Annotated in this window: 15 protein-coding genes; all 15 read right to left on the bottom strand. The window is 57.4% G+C overall.

Features of this window, described 5'->3' with window-relative positions; genetic code table 11:
• The 15 genes from WJ35_RS31435 to WJ35_RS19355 all read right to left on the bottom strand — a co-directional run bounded on the left by WJ35_RS31435 (position 1) and on the right by WJ35_RS19355 (position 19,225).
• Positions 1-1,635 (bottom strand): hypothetical protein, encoded by a 1,635-nt coding sequence (locus tag WJ35_RS31435; protein ID WP_155121944.1) that lies wholly within the window; start codon positions 1,633-1,635, stop codon positions 1-3.
• Positions 1,636-1,683: 48 nt separating this feature from the next.
• Positions 1,684-2,985, bottom strand: coding sequence for a hypothetical protein (locus tag WJ35_RS31430; RefSeq protein ID WP_155121943.1), 1,302 nt, complete (start codon positions 2,983-2,985; stop codon positions 1,684-1,686).
• 374 nt (positions 2,986-3,359) lie between these two features.
• A complete protein-coding gene (locus WJ35_RS19410; RefSeq protein ID WP_069239725.1) occupies positions 3,360-4,580 on the bottom strand; it encodes a glycosyltransferase in 1,221 nt (406 codons plus the stop codon).
• A gap of 80 nt (positions 4,581-4,660) precedes the next feature.
• A complete protein-coding gene (locus tag WJ35_RS30545) occupies positions 4,661-5,260 on the bottom strand; it encodes a putative colanic acid biosynthesis acetyltransferase (RefSeq protein WP_080484382.1) in 600 nt (199 codons plus the stop codon).
• Positions 5,257-6,417, bottom strand: coding sequence for a glycosyltransferase (locus WJ35_RS19405; protein WP_155121942.1), 1,161 nt, complete (start codon positions 6,415-6,417; stop codon positions 5,257-5,259). The genes WJ35_RS30545 and WJ35_RS19405 overlap by 4 nt, the downstream gene beginning before the upstream one ends.
• Before the next feature lie 26 nt (positions 6,418-6,443).
• On the bottom strand, positions 6,444-7,679 hold the full coding sequence (locus WJ35_RS19400; protein ID WP_230459696.1) for a hypothetical protein: 1,236 nt from the start codon (positions 7,677-7,679) through the stop codon (positions 6,444-6,446).
• Positions 7,680-7,700: 21 nt separating this feature from the next.
• Positions 7,701-8,828: a glycosyltransferase family 4 protein gene (locus tag WJ35_RS19395; RefSeq protein ID WP_080484381.1), complete on the bottom strand. Its 1,128-nt coding sequence runs from the start codon at positions 8,826-8,828 to the stop codon at positions 7,701-7,703.
• Positions 8,829-8,840: 12 nt separating this feature from the next.
• Complete coding sequence (locus tag WJ35_RS19390) at positions 8,841-10,238, bottom strand: oligosaccharide flippase family protein (RefSeq protein WP_224019646.1); 1,398 nt, start codon at positions 10,236-10,238, stop codon at positions 8,841-8,843.
• A gap of 23 nt (positions 10,239-10,261) precedes the next feature.
• Positions 10,262-11,212 carry a GDP-L-fucose synthase family protein gene (locus WJ35_RS19385; RefSeq protein WP_069239818.1) on the bottom strand — a complete coding sequence of 317 codons (951 nt, stop codon included), beginning with the start codon at positions 11,210-11,212 and terminating at the stop codon, positions 10,262-10,264.
• Positions 11,213-11,217: 5 nt separating this feature from the next.
• The gene (gmd, locus tag WJ35_RS19380; RefSeq protein ID WP_069239721.1) at positions 11,218-12,336 is read right to left on the bottom strand and encodes a GDP-mannose 4,6-dehydratase; all 1,119 of its coding nucleotides are present in this window, start codon (positions 12,334-12,336) and stop codon (positions 11,218-11,220) included.
• A 64-nt stretch (positions 12,337-12,400) separates the two neighbouring features.
• Positions 12,401-14,614, bottom strand: a complete 2,214-nt coding sequence (locus WJ35_RS19375; protein ID WP_069239720.1) for a polysaccharide biosynthesis tyrosine autokinase — start codon at positions 14,612-14,614, stop codon at positions 12,401-12,403.
• Positions 14,615-14,616: 2 nt separating this feature from the next.
• Positions 14,617-15,057, bottom strand: coding sequence for a low molecular weight protein-tyrosine-phosphatase (locus WJ35_RS19370; protein ID WP_069239719.1), 441 nt, complete (start codon positions 15,055-15,057; stop codon positions 14,617-14,619).
• Positions 15,054-16,226, bottom strand: a complete 1,173-nt coding sequence (locus tag WJ35_RS19365) for a polysaccharide biosynthesis/export family protein (protein WP_080484380.1) — start codon at positions 16,224-16,226, stop codon at positions 15,054-15,056. Before WJ35_RS19365 ends, WJ35_RS19370 begins: the two co-directional genes overlap by 4 nt.
• Before the next feature lie 56 nt (positions 16,227-16,282).
• Complete coding sequence (locus tag WJ35_RS19360) at positions 16,283-17,662, bottom strand: undecaprenyl-phosphate glucose phosphotransferase (protein ID WP_069239718.1); 1,380 nt, start codon at positions 17,660-17,662, stop codon at positions 16,283-16,285.
• Between the two features lie 45 nt (positions 17,663-17,707).
• Positions 17,708-19,225 carry a mannose-1-phosphate guanylyltransferase/mannose-6-phosphate isomerase gene (locus WJ35_RS19355; protein ID WP_080484396.1) on the bottom strand — a complete coding sequence of 506 codons (1,518 nt, stop codon included), beginning with the start codon at positions 19,223-19,225 and terminating at the stop codon, positions 17,708-17,710.
• Positions 19,226-19,238: the final 13 nt, after the last annotated feature.

The following is a 19,238-nucleotide window of genomic DNA, read 5'->3' as shown; positions in this document are numbered from 1 at the left end:
TCACCTTATAATTAAGGGCCACATGGAATTGATTATCTGGCCATCTATAGTAATCCGGCCCAATTTCGGCTTTACGCTCGAATCATCTGAAAAGTGGCTTCCAACCGCATTCTTCGCCACAAGGGATAACGTCCGCTTTCCGAGTGAAACTATTCTAATTTTACCAAGGCGCAACCCTGCCACCCCCCCTAGCGGAAAAAACTTTGCATCTGACCTACTCAAGCCAGATTGCCCAATCAGAAACGGGGAATGCGCGCCTCGATCCAAGAATTCAATATATCCATCGTCAATTGTCAATTCGGCGTCATGTACACGAACCGGAACTGTCGTCTGTCCCGTAATGGACAATTTCCTAATACGTACTTTCGTCGTTCCAGTGTTTCTTATTTTGTACTTGGAAGAAAGTCTTTCCGAAATAGACGAACTCGGGCCAGCGCCTGTGGCAGGAAAACCTATAGAAACCGCCGCTGAATATGCGTCCTCAGATGGTGTGTTCGTTGCGCAGTTTTTTGCTGCGAGATAATCTATTTCGGTATCCCCTCCAAATAACACACTTATCCCAGCTCGCTGAAAATCGCGTACCTCGATGTGTTTGAAGTGAACGTTAATCGACGTATCACCGACTAGCAATCCACCAAGCGAATTTGATGATCCGTTTCCTTCCAGAACAAGACTCCCCCAGTCGACATCGGAGGTTGATTCGATTGTCAGTGTGTTTTTTTTAATATCGTCCGAAATCACAGTAACACAGTCACTTGTTACTCCGTTTGACGTGCCCCATGACGCTGAGACACCGCGATCCAAGACGACTTTTTGCCACCCGCTGTCGATAGTTGCTGAGTGACAGATATATGCAGCCCCCTCTGTAGCCGTAAAGTGCAAGTTCTCCAACCGAATATTTTTTGGATAATCCTGTTGCCCATTACGGAATCGTATGACGAGATTCTCCGCATATTCAAAAATCTGACGCAAACGCTGATCGACCGTAATTGAATTTTTATCGATCGACCTGACAGTCAAAAATTGGTTTGGCGCGTCTTCGCGTGAGGGCGTACTGCTTACCGAGCGCCCATTTCGTGCCAAGCGGATAGTCTGACCGACAAGAACATCTGGGGCGTTTTTAAAGAAAATCTGATTTTCATTACAACTCACCCCTATCACCTCAGCAGTTTTCTCGCCATCGAATACCCCTGACAATATATTTATTGATGTCTGGTAGCCGAAAGGTGACGACTCACCACCCATCATATCGATAATCGAGCGACCTTTCGACGTTACGAGGACATTTGAAGGCAATATCCAAATTCTCGAAATACTAGTTGGATCAAGATGGTGACCCAAGATGTTTTCGTCTACGTCTGATCCGGTATATTTCCCAAGGATATATTTGGGGAGATTCAAACATATTACTCCGCCACCACGCTGATGAATGGCATTGGAGGCACGCTGAAATGCAGCTAACCAATCCCCCCTGTCTTTTTCCTCGTAGTAATCTTCAACAGCGACCACGCTCTTGAGTCCGACGTCAGCAGCACTCGACGGCCGCTCGTCGGCGTTCACCATGAATGGCGCCCCCACATATCCGGCGACAACAGCACCGATTTTAGCGACCGCTGCTCTTCGAGATGGACGCATGGCGTTATCAAACCATTTAGTTTCATTCCGGTTATTCGGCAAATCACGTTATATTCTAATTTTAACGGGATGAACAATCATCGCGATCAACATACCCAACCAAAAGGCTCGAGATATAACAACAGCTTGCCCTCCATCGAATAAGAGAGCCACAAACATAACCACTGCTATGCACATAGTTGGCATCATCCCTCTCTTGCGCCTAGACACATATATACCGCGAACCAACCATGCTAAGAATGGGGCAGTCAATAAAATTCCATAGTGAAAACACATGTAGAAAAACAAAGAATCTATGGTCGTCACCTCTACAACCGATTGCGAAAAATACGGATCAATGTCATTGAAAAATGAACGATACCCGAGTCCGTGAGGCAACGTTACCTTCCATGGATTCGTAAAAATAAACTTAAAATACGAAAATCGCGTCTCGTCAGAGCCTTGCATTCTCCCGTTTCCACTTACGGTGGCATCAAGAAAATTCTGAGTCTTTCCGACAGCCTGAATATAATGTGATTGGTCGCTAACAAAAAAATCTTCTACCTTTGAAACGAGACGCGGTGCGACTGGGATTGCTACAATTGCGCCCGCCGCAATAATTATCACGAGACGCAGTCGTGACCTATTCTCAAGCTGTGATGCCGTATAGGACAACAAATAAACGATTCCGCACGCGGCGGAAATCCAATATTGTCGATAAAAACTAACGGCTGCCAGAAATACAAGCAGCACGGTGGCCAATGCAGCAAGAGCCATCCGACGCGACTCACACGCGAGCACGATCGCCACCAGCATGCAAACGTATGGAGACGCGAATTTTGTTCCCAAGGAATCTCCAGTGACTTGAAAATACCAACTCAATGCACTTATTATTCCGGTAACTATCCCGAGCTGAATCAACGGCAACGAATCTCGTCGCCTAAAATCCCAGAAAATCAGAAAGCCGAGCAGGATACTAAGATTAGCCCTGTAATCGGCATATGAATATATTGCATTCCCCCCGATGAGAGACCCCAATATAAAAAGTGCAGTTATAGTTATAAATGCCGCGATTACTTCGTGTCTTTTATACCGGACAATCCTCACGACTGCGCGCGCGATGGGGTCGCGAGCAATGAGTCCCCATCCAATCGCCAAAAACAGCGCCGCTTCAAACAGGTAATTTCCGCCAACATCGAATACCTTTATCGAAAATGCAGAAAAAAGCACTAGACTATAAATCGTTGGCGAAATCCAGCTTATTACGTAGCGCACAATTCCTCGCGAAACATCAGATCGAGCAGACGCTCCTCCGATATATGTTACGTTGACAAGTTTAATTCGGCTCGATCCCGCGTTTATTTCGTTCATCGGAGTGATACCAGTGTCAGCTCAGTAACGTGGTTTTCGAAACCAATTACTTCGATATGCTCGCCGGTACGAGATAGCAGCGGCTACGAAGTGCACTTTACGGTTGTGACGATGTGCAAGCTAGAGGGGGCTAGGGATTGATCACCGTCGACGAGGGATCTAGGTGTGGGATCAGATGCCTACCATTAGAAGGCATGCCCCACCCCATCCGGTTTAGTGACGCTGCATATCTCGGCATGGTGTCCGATCATGGATGACGGCGTCCGCCTAAATCTTGGCCGGATCCGTCGCGCCCCTCGAGCATTTCACTGCATGAGATGCCGCAGTGCCTTGCGCTGGATTAATCCGACATGATTAACAACCCGACGACATTCTCAAACAACCCCATCCACTACCCACTCCGGCCGTGCCCCTTCCGCAAGCAACCAGCGATACACCGCAGCCATCCGTTCCGCGACGCTGCGCCAGATAAAGCGCTCCGCGACCATCACCCGTCCACGCTTCCCCATCTCACTTAGTTCGCACTCGTCCGCTGCGCCAAACTTCGCCAGAAACCGCTTGATATCCTCGACATCCGCTCTGATTCTAAACGCCGCCCCAGCGTCAAATCCCTCCGGCAGATTGCATGCGTCTGTCAATGCGCACGGTACACCGACCGACCATGCTTCCAGCGGAACCATCGGTAGACCCTCGCTGAACGACGGCAGAATCAACCCATGACAGGCACCATAGGTCTGCTGTTTCGCGCCGCCGAATTGCGGTCCGATGAATCGGACGCGGTAATCTGCTTCCCGCATCTCGACTACCTGGCGCAATTGATCGATATAAGCCTGGTCCCCCCAGCCGCCAACAATCAGCTCCAGGCGCGAGTCCAGCGTTCGGTCTTGCAGCATCGATTTCCATGCGAGCAAAAGATTGTCCAAACCCTTCTTTGGATGTAAACGGCCGAAATACAGCAACAGCCGTTTGCCATCAAGGTTATCGCTCCACCACGATGGCTGCGTTCGGACCTCCGTCTTAGGCATATGCACGCCATTCGGAATGATCGCGATCGGCTGTTCGAAGCCGGCTGCGCGAATGCCGCGTGCCTCCTCCAAGCTCAGCGCATGAAAGCAAGCAGCGTCCCGTAAGTGCGCGCGCTCGTAGCCGGTCAACGCAATCCATTTCTTGACCCTGGAGCGATTCAGGATCCAGCGATCCAGCATTCCATGCGGGGAGATTAGGTAAGGCTTGCCATATCTGCGCCGCCATGCGACGACATCTGCCGATGGGTGCATCCAGATACCGTGCGTATGCACGAGTTCCGCGCCGGAACTCAACAGGGCCTTGCGCATCGCGGGAGCGAAACCGATGGCTTTTGGGCCCAGAGGTTTCGAGGTGGTCAGAGGAATCGTGCCCCATTCCGCACGATCCTCCTGCGTGTGGCCGTCTTCCAGGCCGAAGACGTGTGGGGATATCCCCGCGCCCGGCAATTGCAGAACCAACCCTCTGACGGCATCGAACAAGCCGCCGGCATCGCGTGACACCGACGAGGTGACAACGGCAATGTTCGCAACGGACGTACGTTCGCCGAACGCCTCGACTGTAAGCCCCATACTCTTCAATTGGCACCTCTATATGAACAATTTTTATACGTCCGACCGCCAATTCGGAGTTCGAGTCGTCTATCTGGCGATCATTGCGGCACCCGGCGCCTTAACGGTCGACAGGGGGTTCCGACACAAACCATCCCTTCCTCGATATCGGAAAACACCGAGCTTCGCGCACCAACGACAGCGCCACGGCCGACGGTCACGCCCGGCGCGACAAATACATCCGAGGCTACCCACGCCTGTTCCTCGATTCGGATCGACCGGCCGCGAATTGCGAAGTCAACGCGAGCGGGATCGTGATCACCAGCACATAAATACGAACGCTGCGAGATAACCGCATGAGCACCGATCTCAATCGTGCCCAAACTGTATAGCACCGCATCGTCCCCGATCCAGCTGTGATCGCAAAGCGTCACTTTCCATGGATACGTCACCACGGCCGTCGGTCGGATCAGCACACCCTTCCCGACTCGCGCGCCAAATAGACGCAATAGAAATCGGCGCCAGCCATACATGAATTGCGGTGATGCCCGAAACAGGATCGCCTGGCAGAGCCACCAAAGTTGAACGATCACAATGCTGCGACCACGGAAGCCATGTGGTACAGCAAAGCGGCTCAGATCCTGATAGGCCAATCGATCGCCGAGGCCGCCGGAATCCTGTGTCTCGGTGTCATATGTCATGCTTTGATCACTCTAGCGACGATATCCGCCAGTCTCTGACCCACGCTCGGCGAGTTGAGCTGCTGATATTTGGCAAAAGCGCGTGTGGCCGTGTTGCGAACGACCTCCGGCGGTAACTTCCAGATCTCGATCAAAGCCGCTGCCAACGCATCCGCGCCGCCATCCTCAGCATAGAGAAATCCGGTCTCGAAAGGCTCCACATATTCCGGCTCGGGACCCATGTGCATCGGCAGCCGGTCGTGCACCAGAGGCGGCAGACTGAGGCCGAACATATGGACGACGCTCAAACCCGCAGCGCCGGGATAGCAGCCAATCCGGCACTTTCGGCTGATCGCGGCAATCTCACCATCATCGAAAATCCCGCCGTGCCAGACAACGTGAGCCCGCCCCGCATACCTGTCCTGCAAGCGAGCTCGTTGCTCGCCATCACCGACGACGTGCAGCACAATGCAATGCCCGCCGTGCACGAGCGCTTCGACGGCTTGGATCAGGATTTCTACGTTGCAGCCCTCACGCAATCTCCCGACGAACAACACGCCTTGCTCGGTGCCAGTTTTCTCCAATGGCGCAACCGTCCGTTCAACCATAAGCGAATTCCTCGCGACGGTAAGCTTCGAGGGCGGGCAACCAATGCGCTCGAGTGAGCGCTTCGATACCTCCGCGTAGCAGACGTACTGCGAGGAAAGTGCGACCGCCGCGCGATAACAAAGGGTACGCATCAGACCCGGTTTCTCGTAACGGTAAAGACCTTGCCCGTGAATCACCATCGGAACGCGAGTCACACGACCCACGATCAGCGCCAGCCACAACGAAACGTAAGTTACATCGCCGAAGATGAACACGGCTGCCGGCCGCTCGCGTACGATGCGCGGCACGACCTTTGTCTGGACTTTGACGCGCTTGTTGAGGAAAACATTCTTGATCGGCGTTTCGACGAATTCTTCGCATTCTGGGCGCTCGCGAGAAAAACCTCGCGACTCAACCCCTGATGAGTTCGCGAACACCTTCACGTTGAAGCGTTGCCGGAGAGCCGCGATAACCTCGATCCGATAGCGCGCAATCAACGGTTGCACGTAATAGACCGTATGCTTCAATGCAACCCCAGTCTCCCTGCCAGCGCCGTTACCGCTCGCATTCGATGTCTCGTGGTTCGTCACGGTCCCGTCCAAATGGTCAACTCGATTCACGAAACACAACTATCGACTTCGTCGAAGTGCCAGTTCTGAGATACAGCAATGGCATTGACGACGTTGCGTCCGAAAGCCTGCGGCGTATGTGCCATCGCGAACGCCCGCAACCGGTCAGATCCCCTCATTGCGGCCACGCTGTCGGCAAGGCATGACCAATTGAAGCGCACGTCGCTGGATCCGCTGACAAAATCACTCCATCGAATGCCGAGCCTGTATCGCTCCCGGTAGTGTTCAATTAGTCCGTAGCCTGCCGTCACGACGGGCACTCCAGCCTGCGCCGACTGAATCAACACACCGCTCATCCCGCTGAAGTTCTCATAGCACAACCACGCCACGTCCGCGCAGGCGAAGGCTTGCCCTTCCTCGAGATGCGTTACGAAACGATCGACAGAAACGAGCTGGTGTCTGCGCTCCGGCCGTCGTTCAAGATACTCGGCGATCATCCGCTTCGCTTCCGCATTCTGCGCGCCCATCATCAGTACACGGAAATGAGGCGGCAGATCCGGCGCGTCAAACAACCTCAACAACTTCGTGAGCCCTTTGCGAGGGCTGACCGAGCCATACAGCAAGATCACGAAGTCGCTCGGCGAAAGGCCGTGAACCAGCCGCGCCGCCGACCGCTCCGCCGGTTGCCGGATGAATGACACGTCGGGAACGTAGCGAACCTTACCGGAATGATGTTTCATCGCTCGGCCGACAAATTCGGCGAGCGGCTCGTCGATCGAGGTCAGAACGGCAAGATTTCGCGTCTTGAGCGCACGGGCGAAAAAGAACTTGTTAACCATATCCTGCTTGCCGTAAGTACCGATAATGCCGCACGCTGCATGATGAAACTTGGCGGCCAACAACATCCCGCCGAACGGTGTATCGCCAAATGGTGATCCGAGCCAGCCAATCACCTTATCGATGTTGTTGAAGAAAGGTACATATACGAAATCGATCTTCTCGTACCGGGACACGGTTCGATAGCCTGCCTGAAACGCTCGAATCCATCGGTACTGCAAGCGAAACAACTCGAACCGACTCGCCCCCCCTGGGGGCACGTCAGGCATCGTTGCAATCTTCAGCCGGTCACCGAACTCGGACAGCAGCGCTTTGTATGCGTCGTGACGCGTCGCTTCGGTGCTGGTCAACATAACAACCTTCCACCCGCGGGCGAGCGCCTCAGCCACGATCAGCCGAACGTACAACACCATGCGGTGGCCGGTCGCATCTGGTTCGACGATCATCAATGTCGCCATTCCGTTCCCCTACGCACGGTCTGTCCCGAAGTCATCGCGCATCAAGATCTGCTTGAAAAGATCGAAATACCGTTCGGCCACGCGCTTAACTGAAAATGCGCTGAGATCCCGCTCGAACCGTGGCTGATACTTAATGAATGATTCGATCGCCGCCGCGTAGCTCGCGCTATCCGACACTGGAATGCACCGTACTCCTTCAAACCGACTCAGCTTCGCAAACGCATCAATATCCGACGCCACGACCGGTACGCTGCTAGCTAGAGCCTCGATCATCGCGACGCTGTGCGCCTCGCGTAAGGACGGCATAAGATAGACGTCCGCCGCGGACAAAAGCGAAGGCACGTCCGACCGGCTGCCCAACCACAAGACATGGTGCTCAAGCTTCAGTTTTGCTATTTTTTCGACGACTTCCTGGCGATATTCATCGGTCTCCGTCAGGCCGGCGAACCAAAGCACGACATCGTGGCCGCCACTAACGAGCCGCTGGAGCGCCAGTACGCTGGAGACCTGTCCCTTCACTCGCGCAACGCGACCGACCTGCAACAGAACTATCTGCTTCTCACCGACCTTCAACGCATGACGCAGCCTGTGTCGCTCCGCCGGATTAAAACGGAAACGATCGATCTGAGTACCGTTCGGGATCGTCTCGATCCGACCCGCGCTACCGAACCGCATTCTGTAGTTATCGCGGGCGGTATCGGTCACGGTTACAACCGCCGCCGCCGCAAAACGCAACAGATACTCAGAAGCACGCAACGCGGGATTCGAATAGTCGTCGTTCGTCGCAGAGTGCAACACGCTCACTACCGGAATGGAAGCACCGGACAAACTCGCCACCGCCCGGGCGTACGCGGCCGGGATCACTGAATGCGCGACGATAATGTCCGGTTTGAATTCCCGGCATGCGCGTTTGATCAAGCGTATTCGGTCCAAACGCCCAGTCACATGTGGCGGACTCGTGTACCAGACACCCCGTTGCACAAGCGGATCGACGATTTTCTCGAAATCTGGATCGGATGGATTCAACGCGGCGATGCCCGTGACTGCGCCGCGCCCTGCGTGTGCGTCTGCCAAACTGCACGCGAGGATTTCCGCGCCGGAATACCGTGGCGTCAGAACAATATGAAGAATTCGCATGACCGAGTCTCCTCAAGCAGACAACGAAAAGCCAGCCCGCAATTTCTGCAGAGGCAAAACGATTGCGATAGCGCTCAAGAGTCCGATCGGTACGACGCGGTACGGAATCTCAGACAACAGATATCCGAGCAAAATGACCAGACCTGAAATTGGCGCTCCGATGAAAGCGAGCGGCCAAAGCTCCCGCAAGTCGCCACCCGCGTCGGCAAGCATTTCCCGAAGCATGATCAGGCAGCAGACAAAAACCGAAATGGCAGACGCAAGTGCAACGCCGATCGGGCCAAGCAAAGGTACTGCAATAGCAGATAGGCCGAGCAAGACGACAAGTTGTATCGACGTGGCAACCGTGACTCGACTCGGCCGCCCGGTTCCACGAAGATATGCATTGAGAAGACCAACAAGCACGCCCACCGCCATCAAATAGACAAAGACCCGGAAAAATGGCACCGCACCGCGCCACTGGCTGCCGAGAGACCAACGAATGATGTCTGGCGCCGTCACGCAAAGGAATGTTGCAAGCACCAGACCGATCGCGCCCAGATGGCTAAACAGGGCCAACGCATACCTTACCGCATGCTCTTTGTCTCTCCGGGCCAGCTCGGCAAAGTTCGGAAACAGGTACTGGTTAAGCGCAATGCCAAAGTCGGCCACGCCAAATTGGGCGAGGCGACTTGCCGTCTGGTATAGGCCGAGAGTCTGCACGCCAAAAGTCTTCACCGTTATGAGCCGATCAAGTTGATTGACGACCATCGTCAGCAAGCTGCTAGCCCAAACCCAACGGCCAAACCCCATAACCTCGCCAAGCGGTGCGGTGTCGAAATTCAGACGCGGCCGTGTGGAAAATACGACATGCGACGCGATAGCCTTCAGCAACTCTGCCAGCGGAAGCGCTGCAAGCACCCATACCACGTCGTGGTAGGCGAATGCCGCAACACATGACATCACGAAGTCAACGATGACGAATGTCGTCGTCAACAGGCCAACCGTGCGAAACCGCCTTTCGCGTTGAGCGATCGCAACCCGCATGCTTGCCATACACCGCGCAAACGGTACCAGCGCAACCAGTTGCAACAACGTCGTGCTCTCAGGAATACTTATCAGTCGCGCGATTGGCGCCGATGTCACGAACAAGACAACTGAAAGGATCGTGCCTCGTACAGCGTTTGCCGTCCACAATGCGTCCAGGCTTCGCTGATCCAACAACTCGCGTTGCTGGATCAGCGCATGGCTCAATCCCATTTCGGTGAGCGATTCCGCAATCGACAGAGCCATCAAGGCCGCGGCGATCAGCCCGATCGACTCTGGCCCCAACAAGCGTGCCAAAAGGAAGAACTTGAACGCCACCAGAAGGCGCGACACACCCTGTTGCGCGAACACCCAGGTCGCGCTGCTCTCGTCAAATCGCATCATCTTGGTTCGCAGTGTCTCCGCACTTAAACCCGTTCCGTCACGTGTGCTTCAGGACGCTCGAGGAAATCGCGGTAGGTCGAAGCCAGTCCCTCGTCGAGACCAATCTTCGCAGTCCATCCCAGATCGGCCAGCTTGCTGACGTCGAGCAGCTTCTGCGGCGTGCCGTCTGGCTTCGTCCCGTCGAATTCGATTCGGCCATCGAATCCCACCGCCCGCATAGCCGCGCGCGCCAATTCCTCGATCGTGACATCCGATCCGCATCCCACGTTGTACAGGCTCGCTTCGACGTCCCGCTCCAAAGCGAAGACTGTCGCGTCAGCCATGTCGTCGACGTGGAGGAACTCGCGGCGTGCGCGTCCGGTTCCCCACACCAGGAGGCTGTTCTTTCCTTCGAGATTCGCTTCGTGCGCCTTGCGTAGCAATGCTGGCAACACGTGACTATTTTTCAGGTCATAGTTGTCGTTCTGGCCGTAAAGGTTTGTCGGCATCAACGACACATACTTCGTCCCGTATTGCCGGTTGTACGACTCGCAAAGCTTGACCCCCGCGATCTTTGCAATTGCGTACGGCTCGTTGGTCTTTTCCAGCGGTCCGGTCAGCAAATACTCTTCCTTGATCGGCTGCGGACATTCACGCGGATAGATGCACGAAGACCCAAGGAATACCAAGCGCTGAATCCCGGCCCGATAAGCCGCGTGGATCACGTTGGCTTCGATCATCATGTTGACGTACAGAAAATCGGCGGGGTAAGTGTCGTTCGCCAGAATTCCGCCGACCTTGGCCGCTGCAAGCACCACGACATCGATCGCACCGTCGCGGAAGAACGTTTCCACCGCGGCCTGATCGGTCAAGTCGAGTTCCGAATGGCGACGCGTCACCACATTGCGATAACCTTTCGCCTCGAGGTTACGCACGATGGCCGAACCCACCATTCCCCGATGTCCGGCGACAAAAATTCGCGTGTCTTTGTCCATGGTGCTCACTCGTTGTATTCGAACGTCTTGAAACCGGCTAGGGTCACGAGCGCATCGCGCTTTGCAACCTGATAGTCCGCGCGCACCATTTCAGTGACCAATGACTCGAACGAAGTGGTTGGCTTCCAGCCGAGCTTCTCATGAGCTTTAGTGGGGTCGCCCAGCAGTGTCTCAACTTCAGTCGGGCGAAAATAGCGCGGGTCGACACGCACGATCACGGTGCCAGGCGCCACCTTCGCATCGGAGCCTTCCACCTTTTCGACGATACCGACCTCGCTAACCCCCTCTCCCTCGAATCGCACGGCGATACCGAGTTCAGTAGCCGCATGCTGGACAAACTCCCGTACGCTGTACTGCACGCCGGTCGCGATGACGAAGTCTTCAGGCTGCTCCTGTTGCAGCATCAACCACTGCATTTCGACGTAGTCGCGCGCATGGCCCCAGTCGCGCAATGCCGACATGTTTCCGAGGTAAAGGCAGTCCTGCAGGCCGGCTGCGATCCGCGCGATCGCGCGTGTAATCTTGCGCGTGACGAAGGTCTCACCACGTACCGGCGACTCGTGATTGAACAGAATGCCGTTGCACGCGTAGATGCCATACGCCTCGCGGTAATTGACGGTGATCCAGTACGCATACATCTTCGCGACCGCATACGGGCTGCGCGGGTAGAACGGCGTCGTCTCCTTCTGCGGAATCTCCTGCACGAGACCGTAAAGCTCCGACGTCGACGCCTGGTAAAAGCGCGTCTTTTTCTCTAGCCCGAGAATCCGGATCGCCTCCAGGATACGCAGCGCGCCGATGCCGTCCGCGTTCGCCGTGTATTCCGGCTCCTCGAACGACACGGCAACGTGACTCTGCGCCGCGAGGTTGTAAATCTCGTCAGGCTGCACACGCTGGATGATGCGCACGAGGCTCGTCGAATCGGTCAGGTCGCCGTGATGGAGCACGAAGCGCCGGTCCGACACGTGGGGATCTTGATAGAGATGATCGATCCGGTCGGTATTGAACAGCGAGGCGCGGCGCTTGATGCCATGCACCTCGTAACCCTTATTAAGCAGCAGCTCTGCGAGGTATGAGCCGTCCTGCCCCGTTACGCCGGTAATCAAAGCAACTTTACGATTCATGATTCGATGCTCCTAAATGGACGTGCCCTGTGTGTCGATTGCAAAAGCACATTCGCAATGTTGTTCACTCTGAAACGCTTTCGTATCCGTAGTAGCCGGAGTAATAGCTGCCGTAACCGAATCGATGCCGAGGTACGTCGGTCAGCAACGCCCCCTTCAGGGCTGCGCCGCCGCCGCGCAGGCGGTTCGCACATTCGATGAGTTCGGCTCGCGGGTGCTTTCCATGCCGGACGACGAGCAGCGTCGCCGCCGCATATCGGCCGATCACCGTCGAGTCGGTAACCGCAAGCACCGGCGGCGTGTCGATGATCACTAGGTCGTAGCGCCGCGATACTTCATCGAGAAGCTTCTTGAACTGGTCGCTCAGCAGTAGCTCTGCGGGATTCGGCGGCAGCGATCCCTTCGGAAGCAGGTCGACACCGGTGATGACGTCGCGCTGAATCGCCTCGTCGAGCTTGAATCCCGTGATGACGTCGGATAAGCCGGGTTGCTTGGACACGCCGAGATACGAATGAACGTTGCCGCGACGCATGTCCGCATCGATCAGCAGTACGCGCGTACCGCTGCTCGCGATAACGGCCGACAGGTTCACGGACACGAATGACTTCCCGACATCCGGCCGAGGTCCGGTAATCACGATCACGTTATTGGTGGAATCGAGCAGGCCAAACTGCAGCGCCGTTCTCAAGCTGCGAATGCCTTCGGTAGCGAGATCCTCGGTCTCGAGCGCTGCCAGCACATGCGGGCCTGGCAACCCTCGATCCATCGCCTGCTGCAGGTTGATCTGAGCCTGGCTATGAGGAATCGTGGCGTAGACCGGCAAATCGATCGCCTTCTCGATTTCGTCGCTGTGCTTCAGCCCGCCGAACAACGCGTGCTTCGCAAACGCCGTCACGGTACCGATCAGGAGCCCGAGCAACGCGGCCAGCACGATGATGAGCGGCCGTTTCGGCTTCACCGGCTCGTCGGCGGCCACTGCGAAGTCCACGACACGGACATTGCCGACCTGACCTGCCTTGACGATGCGCAGCTGCTGCGCGTTATCGAGCAGGCTGGTGTAAAGCTCCGTATTCACGCGCACGTCCCGCAACAGGCGCAATGCAGATTGCTCGGTATCCGGCAGCGTCAGCACGCGCTTGTTCAACTGCTCCTGCTGCGCATTGAGAGCCGCGATTTGCGCGGTCAGTGCCGCGACCGCCGGATGTTCGCCCGTGAAGCGTTGCGCCATCTCGACACGCTGCTGCTCGAGATCGACGAGCTTCGTCTTGCCTTCGACGATCTGCTGGAGCAGAAGACGGCTTTCCTCGGTCAGATCGACGGTGCCCTTCTGGTTGCGAAATGCGTTGTATCTGTCTTCTGACTGGTCCAGTTGCTTGCGCAACTGTGGCAATTGCTGGTCGAGGAACGCAAGCGTGTGTTCCGCCTCGGCCGATTTGCGGTCAATGTTCTGCTGGACGTACGTGGATGCGAGCGTATTGAGGATCGCCGCGGTCCGAACGCTGTCCGAGCCATCCAGAGATGCGCCGATTACACCAGATTGCTTCGTCTTTTCGGCAATGACGAGCGCGTCCTGCAGACCTTTGATGGTTGCCTGTGTCGACGCGCGGGTGAGAACGAATTCCGTGTTCGGCCGTCCGCGAAGACGCGCAACGACGAGTTCCACCCCGCCGTACTGGTCCGCCCCGCGTGCAAGCTGGCCGACGGTACCCTTCAGGACGACATCGCCTTCTGGATTGACGAGCTCGTAATGACTGTCGTCACGGGCAATGAGCTGGTACGTCGCGCCGTAGCGTTCTTTCGGCACATCGAACCGCGTGACTTCGATCTTCTCGCCGCCCCACGCGAAGCGTGTCATTCCGAACCGCGGCGGCGCCAATTTCTGGCTGCCCGCGATGCGTGCTGCCAAGGCTCCGATCACCGGAAAATAGCGCGGCTGCGCCGAGATATCGAGGTGCAATGCTTCGACCGTATGGCCGACCACGAGACGCGATCGAATCAGCTCGATCTCGGCGTCGGCGGTCTGCTTCGTATCGAAGATCGAGGCAAGCTCCCCCAACGCGTTCTGCGTAGAGTTGGCACTGTCCTCGACCTGAATCATCACGTCGGCCCGATAGGCCGGCTTCGCGACGAACGCGTATACCGTGCCGAGCAAAAGGATGAATGCGGCAATCGCGAAGATGAGTTTCCAGTTCTCTGCGACGACAGCGACATAGTCGGACAGGTGAATCTCATCACCGTCCTGCATGTCGATGATTCTCGATTTATTTACGGATTCCATAATCAATTCTTGATCCGATTCATTTTGTCGACCCAGCGCTTCATGCTCTGGTCGATTTGCGTCAGAGCCAGCTCGAATGCCGGTCGCCCGCGCCGATAGGGATCGATGACATCGATCTGTTCGAATTCGCCAAGCCGGAATACACGCCCTTTCGCGAACGGATAGCCGGCTTCGATTCTTTTGCGCTGGCTCTGCGTCATCGTGAGAATCAGGTCTGCCGATCGCATGTGTTCGAGATTCAGATCGACGGCAATGTGCTGCCCGAGGTCGATGCCGCGCTCGGCCATCAATTCGACGGCGAGTGGATCGGCACGCCGGCCCGCGAGCGCCGAACATCCCGCCGATCTGATCCGGGCCGCCGGCAATGCGCGCGCCAGCAACGCCTCCGCCATCGGGCTGCGGCAGATGTTGCCTTCACACACAACCAGGATGGTGTCGATCATTTGGTCAACACCGCGCCGGTCAGACCTGCGTTGATCGCGGGCAGCAACAGACTCAGTACGCGGCTGAAACGCACGAGCGCGTTGCCGTCCACATACACGACGTCCTTCGGCTGCAGCTCGAACTGGTTCGCTAGCACCATCGACACCGGCGAGTGAGCGTTCAGATGAAAAACCTGCGGCTTCGCTTCCGATGCACCGCGTATCACGTACAGCTGCGCGGCATCGGCACTCGCGCTATTCACGCTACCGGCCTGCGAGAGTGCATCGCTCAGCGTCAGGCGTCCGTTCCGCAACGGCAATGCCGTAATCGGCCTGTTGACTTCACCCATCACGAAGACGCCGTTATCCTCGCGAGAGACGATACGCAACAGATCCCCGTTCTTGAGCAGTATTTTGGACGGGTTGACGCTGTGGTCGAGCATCCGCGTGAGGTCGAGCCGGTATGACTTGCCGTTGCGCACGACGACCATCCGGCTTTGATCGGCCGTCGGGTTGAATCCGCCCGCTCGGTTGATCGCCTCGTTCAACGTCATCGGTACATCGTTGATGGAGACGACACCTGGTGTATGGACTTCTCCGTCGACGTAAACCTGCTTTGCACGGAACGAAGAAACGCGCACCGTGACCTGTGGTTTCACGAAAACCCGCTGCAGCGCGGCCTGGATGGCCCGTTGAGTTTGGTCGATGCGCATGCCGGCGACATGAACGCTTCCCGCATACGGCACTTGTACGTTGCCGTTGTCGTCAATGACGAAGCCTTGAGCGGGATCGGACGGCCGCGAGTTTGTCGACGTTTGCGAACCCTGTGCAACAGCAAGTTCGGGATGGTCCCAGACAGTGATCTGCAATACGTCGCCCACGCCGAGCGTGTACGGCTCCGGTTTGCCTAACAGGTCGTTGAGCTGCGATTCGCCGAGCCGCAGCGCTGCCTCACGCATCTCCCGAATCAACGCCATGTTGATATCAGTAATCGGAATCTGCAGGTTCTGCTGCGAAGTACTGTCATCGCCGCCTGTAACCGGCAATGTCGCTTGCGACGACATGCGCATGCCGGGCGCCACCGAGCATGCCGACAGTGCCGCGCTCATCGCCGCGCCGATCACGATTCGTGTGCCAAGACGGCGGATTTCCGTCGCCCTGGCCTCGCGCCGATCCAAAATACATCTCATCTCGTGTTCCCCGGTTTATGTTTAGAGATGCGACAAATCACGACTTCCACCACCGCTCAATAAGCATTCGCATTGACCAACCCCTTCGCCACCGTCGCCAACACGATCCGCATATCCAGCGCGAACGACCAGTTCCGCAGGTAATAAAGGTCGTACTCCACCCGCTTCTGCATCTTCTCGAGCCGATCGGTTTCCCCGCGATACCCGTTCACCTGTGCCCATCCGGTGATGCCGGGCTTGATCCGATAGCGATGGATGTAGCCGTCGACGACCTTCTGATACAGCCGGTCGTGCTCGATCGCGTGCGGCCGCGGCCCGACCACCGACATCTCGCCGCGCAGCACGTTGAGAAATTGCGGCAACTCGTCGAGACTAGTCTTTCTGAGGAAGCGCCCCACCCGCGTGATGCGCGAATCGGTCTTCGTCGCCTGCGTGACCACGCCGGCCTGCTCGACGTGCACGCGCATCGTCCTGAACTTGAGGATCTGGAACTCTCGTCCATCGGCCCCCTTGCGGTACTGCTTGAAGAACACCGGCCCGCGCGACGACAACTTCACCGCGATCGCGATCACGACCATCACCGGCAGCAGCCCGATCAATGCAACGGCTGCGAACAGGCGATCGAACAGTTCCTTCTTCCACATCGCGTGGCGCGGCATCGGCGATGCCACGAGATTGATCGCCGGCGCACCCATGAGGTCGACCATCTCGCCGTCGAACAGCGCGACGCTACGCACGTCGGGAATGAAACGAATGTTCACCAGGTCGTCGCCGAACGCATTGACGAACCGCAGGATCGTCGCCTCCTCCGACAAGGGCAGCACCAGCCAGATTTCCTGCACACCGGTCTCGCGCACGAACTTCGCGAACTCGTCGAGCTCCGTGAATACCGGCACTCGAGGCGAAACACCCGCGACGACCGGCTGCAGATCGAATACCGCAGCCGGGCGAAACCCGCTCGCCGGCGACTCCTCGATGTTGCGAATCACCTGCTGGCAATGCTGCGCATGCCCCACCACCGCAACACGACGCAGGTTGATGCCCGCGTGGCGGACGCTGCGCAGGAACAGATGCGTGCCGATGCGCGACGCGATCAACGCACTCCCGGTCATCGCGGTCCAGTAGACGAACCACAACCGCGAGATCACGTCCGATCGATGCAGCGAGAACATCAGCACGATGCCGCACGCCTGCACGGCGAACCACGCGAGCGAGATCTTTCCGCTCAGCCTGAGCATCGAGCGCCCACGCCACGATTCATACACGCCGAACGCCGGAAACAGCACGAGTGCAAAGGCGATCGAGAACGTCACCAGCGCGCTGTCGAAGTGCGATTCAGAAACCGTCTGATAGCGAAATTGCGACGCCAGCAACGAGCCGGCGACGATCACCGCGATATCGACGAGTCGAGCCATCATTCCTTGCAGACCGAACATTTCAATCTCCCGTCTGATGTCAACGAATACAGCCGAATCGGCGCATCACGCACGCCCATACGTGTCATCGAACCGCACGATGTCGTCTTCGCCGAGATACGATCCCGATTGCACTTCGATGAGCTCGAGCGGCAACTTGCCCGGGTTCTCGAGCCGATGCGTCACGCCCAGCGGAATGAAGGTGGACTGGTTCTCGCCGAGCATGAATTGCTCGTCGCCGCGCGTGACGAGCGCAGTCCCACTCACGACGATCCAATGTTCGGCGCGGTGATGGTGTAGCTGAAGCGACAGCCGGCCGCCGGGATGCACGACGATGCGCTTGACCTGGAAGCGTGCGCCGTGATCGATCGAGTCGTAGTAGCCCCACGGGCGCCGCACCTTGCGGTGCGCGTCGGCCTCCGGCGCCTGCTGCGCGCGAATGCGGCTCACGAGGCCCTTCACATCCTGCACACGCGAGCGATCCGCGACGAGCACGGCATCCGCCGTTTCGACGACTACCGCATTGGTCACGCCCACGCATGCGACGAGTCGCCCTTCCGAATGAACGAAGCTCGACGTCGCGCCCTCGAATACGACCTTGCCGCGACCGACGTTGCCGTCGGCGTCCTTGTCGAGCGCGTCCCAGACGCCATCCCACGAACCGAGGTCCGACCAGCCGGCTTCGAGCGGTACGACCACGCCCTCCGCCCCGACCGCCGTGGACGCCAGGCGCTCCATCACAGCATAGTCGATCGAATCCGCCGGCGACTGCAGGAAGGCTTGCTCATGCGGGCGGAAGAACGGGCCGTCGGTCTTGCCTTGCACGTACGCAGTGAGGCAGGCCGCGTGCATGTCCGGCTGCAGGGCACGCAACGTGTCGAGCCACACGCTCGCACGCACGACGAAGATCCCGCTGTTCCACCAGTACGCGCGCGACTCGACATACTGCGCGGCGAGTTCGGCAGCCGGTTTCTCGACGAATCGCTCGATGCGATGCGCGCCGCCGTCGAGCGCTTCGCCGAGCTTGATGTAGCCGAAACCGGTATCTGGACGCGTGGGCGGCACGCCCAGCGTCGCAATCGCACCGCGCCGTGCATGCTCGACCGCCAATGCGATCGCACGGTGAAACGCCGGAGTATCGGCAATGGCGTGATCGGCCGGCATCGCGACGACGATCGCGTCCTGGCCATCGGCATGCGCCACCGCGGCGGCAAGCGTCAGTGCAGGTGCCGTATCGCGCCGCGCGGGCTCGACGACGATGCTTGCGGCGAGCCCGCTCGCACGAAGCTGCTCCGCCGTGACGAAGCGGTGTTCATCGCCGCATACGACGATCGGCGCCGACACTTCGCTCTCGCCAGCTGTAAAGCCGGTCATGCGCTGAACCGTCGCCTGCAGCAGCGAGTCGGCACCCAGCACGCCGATCAGCTGTTTCGGATATTGCTCGCGCGACATGGGCCACAAGCGCGACCCCGATCCACCCGCGAGAATGACCGGCGCGACTCGAACCTTCGCCCGCACTGCGTCGCCGCGGTCGGGATCGACCGATCCCGTTTCGTCGCGTGCTGTCTCGGTGAATGCCGACATGATCTGCACTCCT

The sequence above is a fragment of the Burkholderia ubonensis genome (assembly GCF_001718695.1).
GTDB classification, from domain to species: Bacteria; Pseudomonadota; Gammaproteobacteria; order Burkholderiales; family Burkholderiaceae; genus Burkholderia; species Burkholderia ubonensis_B.
Note: the sequence above shows the minus strand (reverse complement) of the source record. Positions and strands in the feature narration are given on the sequence as shown.

What these genes read in the sequence shown, in the direction of transcription:
- WJ35_RS31435 (WP_155121944.1), bottom strand. Translation starts at nt 1,635, where the DNA reads ATGCGTCCATCTCGAAGAGCAGCGGTCGCTAAAATCGGTGCTGTTGTC.
- WJ35_RS31430 (WP_155121943.1), bottom strand. Translation starts at nt 2,985, where the DNA reads ATGAACGAAATAAACGCGGGATCGAGCCGAATTAAACTTGTCAACGTA.
- WJ35_RS19410 (WP_069239725.1), bottom strand. Translation starts at nt 4,580, where the DNA reads ATGGGGCTTACAGTCGAGGCGTTCGGCGAACGTACGTCCGTTGCGAAC.
- WJ35_RS30545 (WP_080484382.1), bottom strand. Translation starts at nt 5,260, where the DNA reads ATGACATATGACACCGAGACACAGGATTCCGGCGGCCTCGGCGATCGA.
- WJ35_RS19400 (WP_230459696.1), bottom strand. Translation starts at nt 7,679, where the DNA reads ATGATCGTCGAACCAGATGCGACCGGCCACCGCATGGTGTTGTACGTT.
- WJ35_RS19395 (WP_080484381.1), bottom strand. Translation starts at nt 8,828, where the DNA reads ATGCGAATTCTTCATATTGTTCTGACGCCACGGTATTCCGGCGCGGAA.
- WJ35_RS19390 (WP_224019646.1), bottom strand. Translation starts at nt 10,238, where the DNA reads ATGATGCGATTTGACGAGAGCAGCGCGACCTGGGTGTTCGCGCAACAG.
- WJ35_RS19385 (WP_069239818.1), bottom strand. Translation starts at nt 11,212, where the DNA reads ATGGACAAAGACACGCGAATTTTTGTCGCCGGACATCGGGGAATGGTG.
- gmd (WP_069239721.1), bottom strand. Translation starts at nt 12,336, where the DNA reads ATGAATCGTAAAGTTGCTTTGATTACCGGCGTAACGGGGCAGGACGGC.
- WJ35_RS19375 (WP_069239720.1), bottom strand. Translation starts at nt 14,614, where the DNA reads ATGGAATCCGTAAATAAATCGAGAATCATCGACATGCAGGACGGTGAT.
- WJ35_RS19370 (WP_069239719.1), bottom strand. Translation starts at nt 15,057, where the DNA reads ATGATCGACACCATCCTGGTTGTGTGTGAAGGCAACATCTGCCGCAGC.
- WJ35_RS19365 (WP_080484380.1), bottom strand. Translation starts at nt 16,226, where the DNA reads ATGAGATGTATTTTGGATCGGCGCGAGGCCAGGGCGACGGAAATCCGC.
- WJ35_RS19360 (WP_069239718.1), bottom strand. Translation starts at nt 17,662, where the DNA reads ATGTTCGGTCTGCAAGGAATGATGGCTCGACTCGTCGATATCGCGGTG.
- WJ35_RS19355 (WP_080484396.1), bottom strand. Translation starts at nt 19,225, where the DNA reads ATGTCGGCATTCACCGAGACAGCACGCGACGAAACGGGATCGGTCGAT.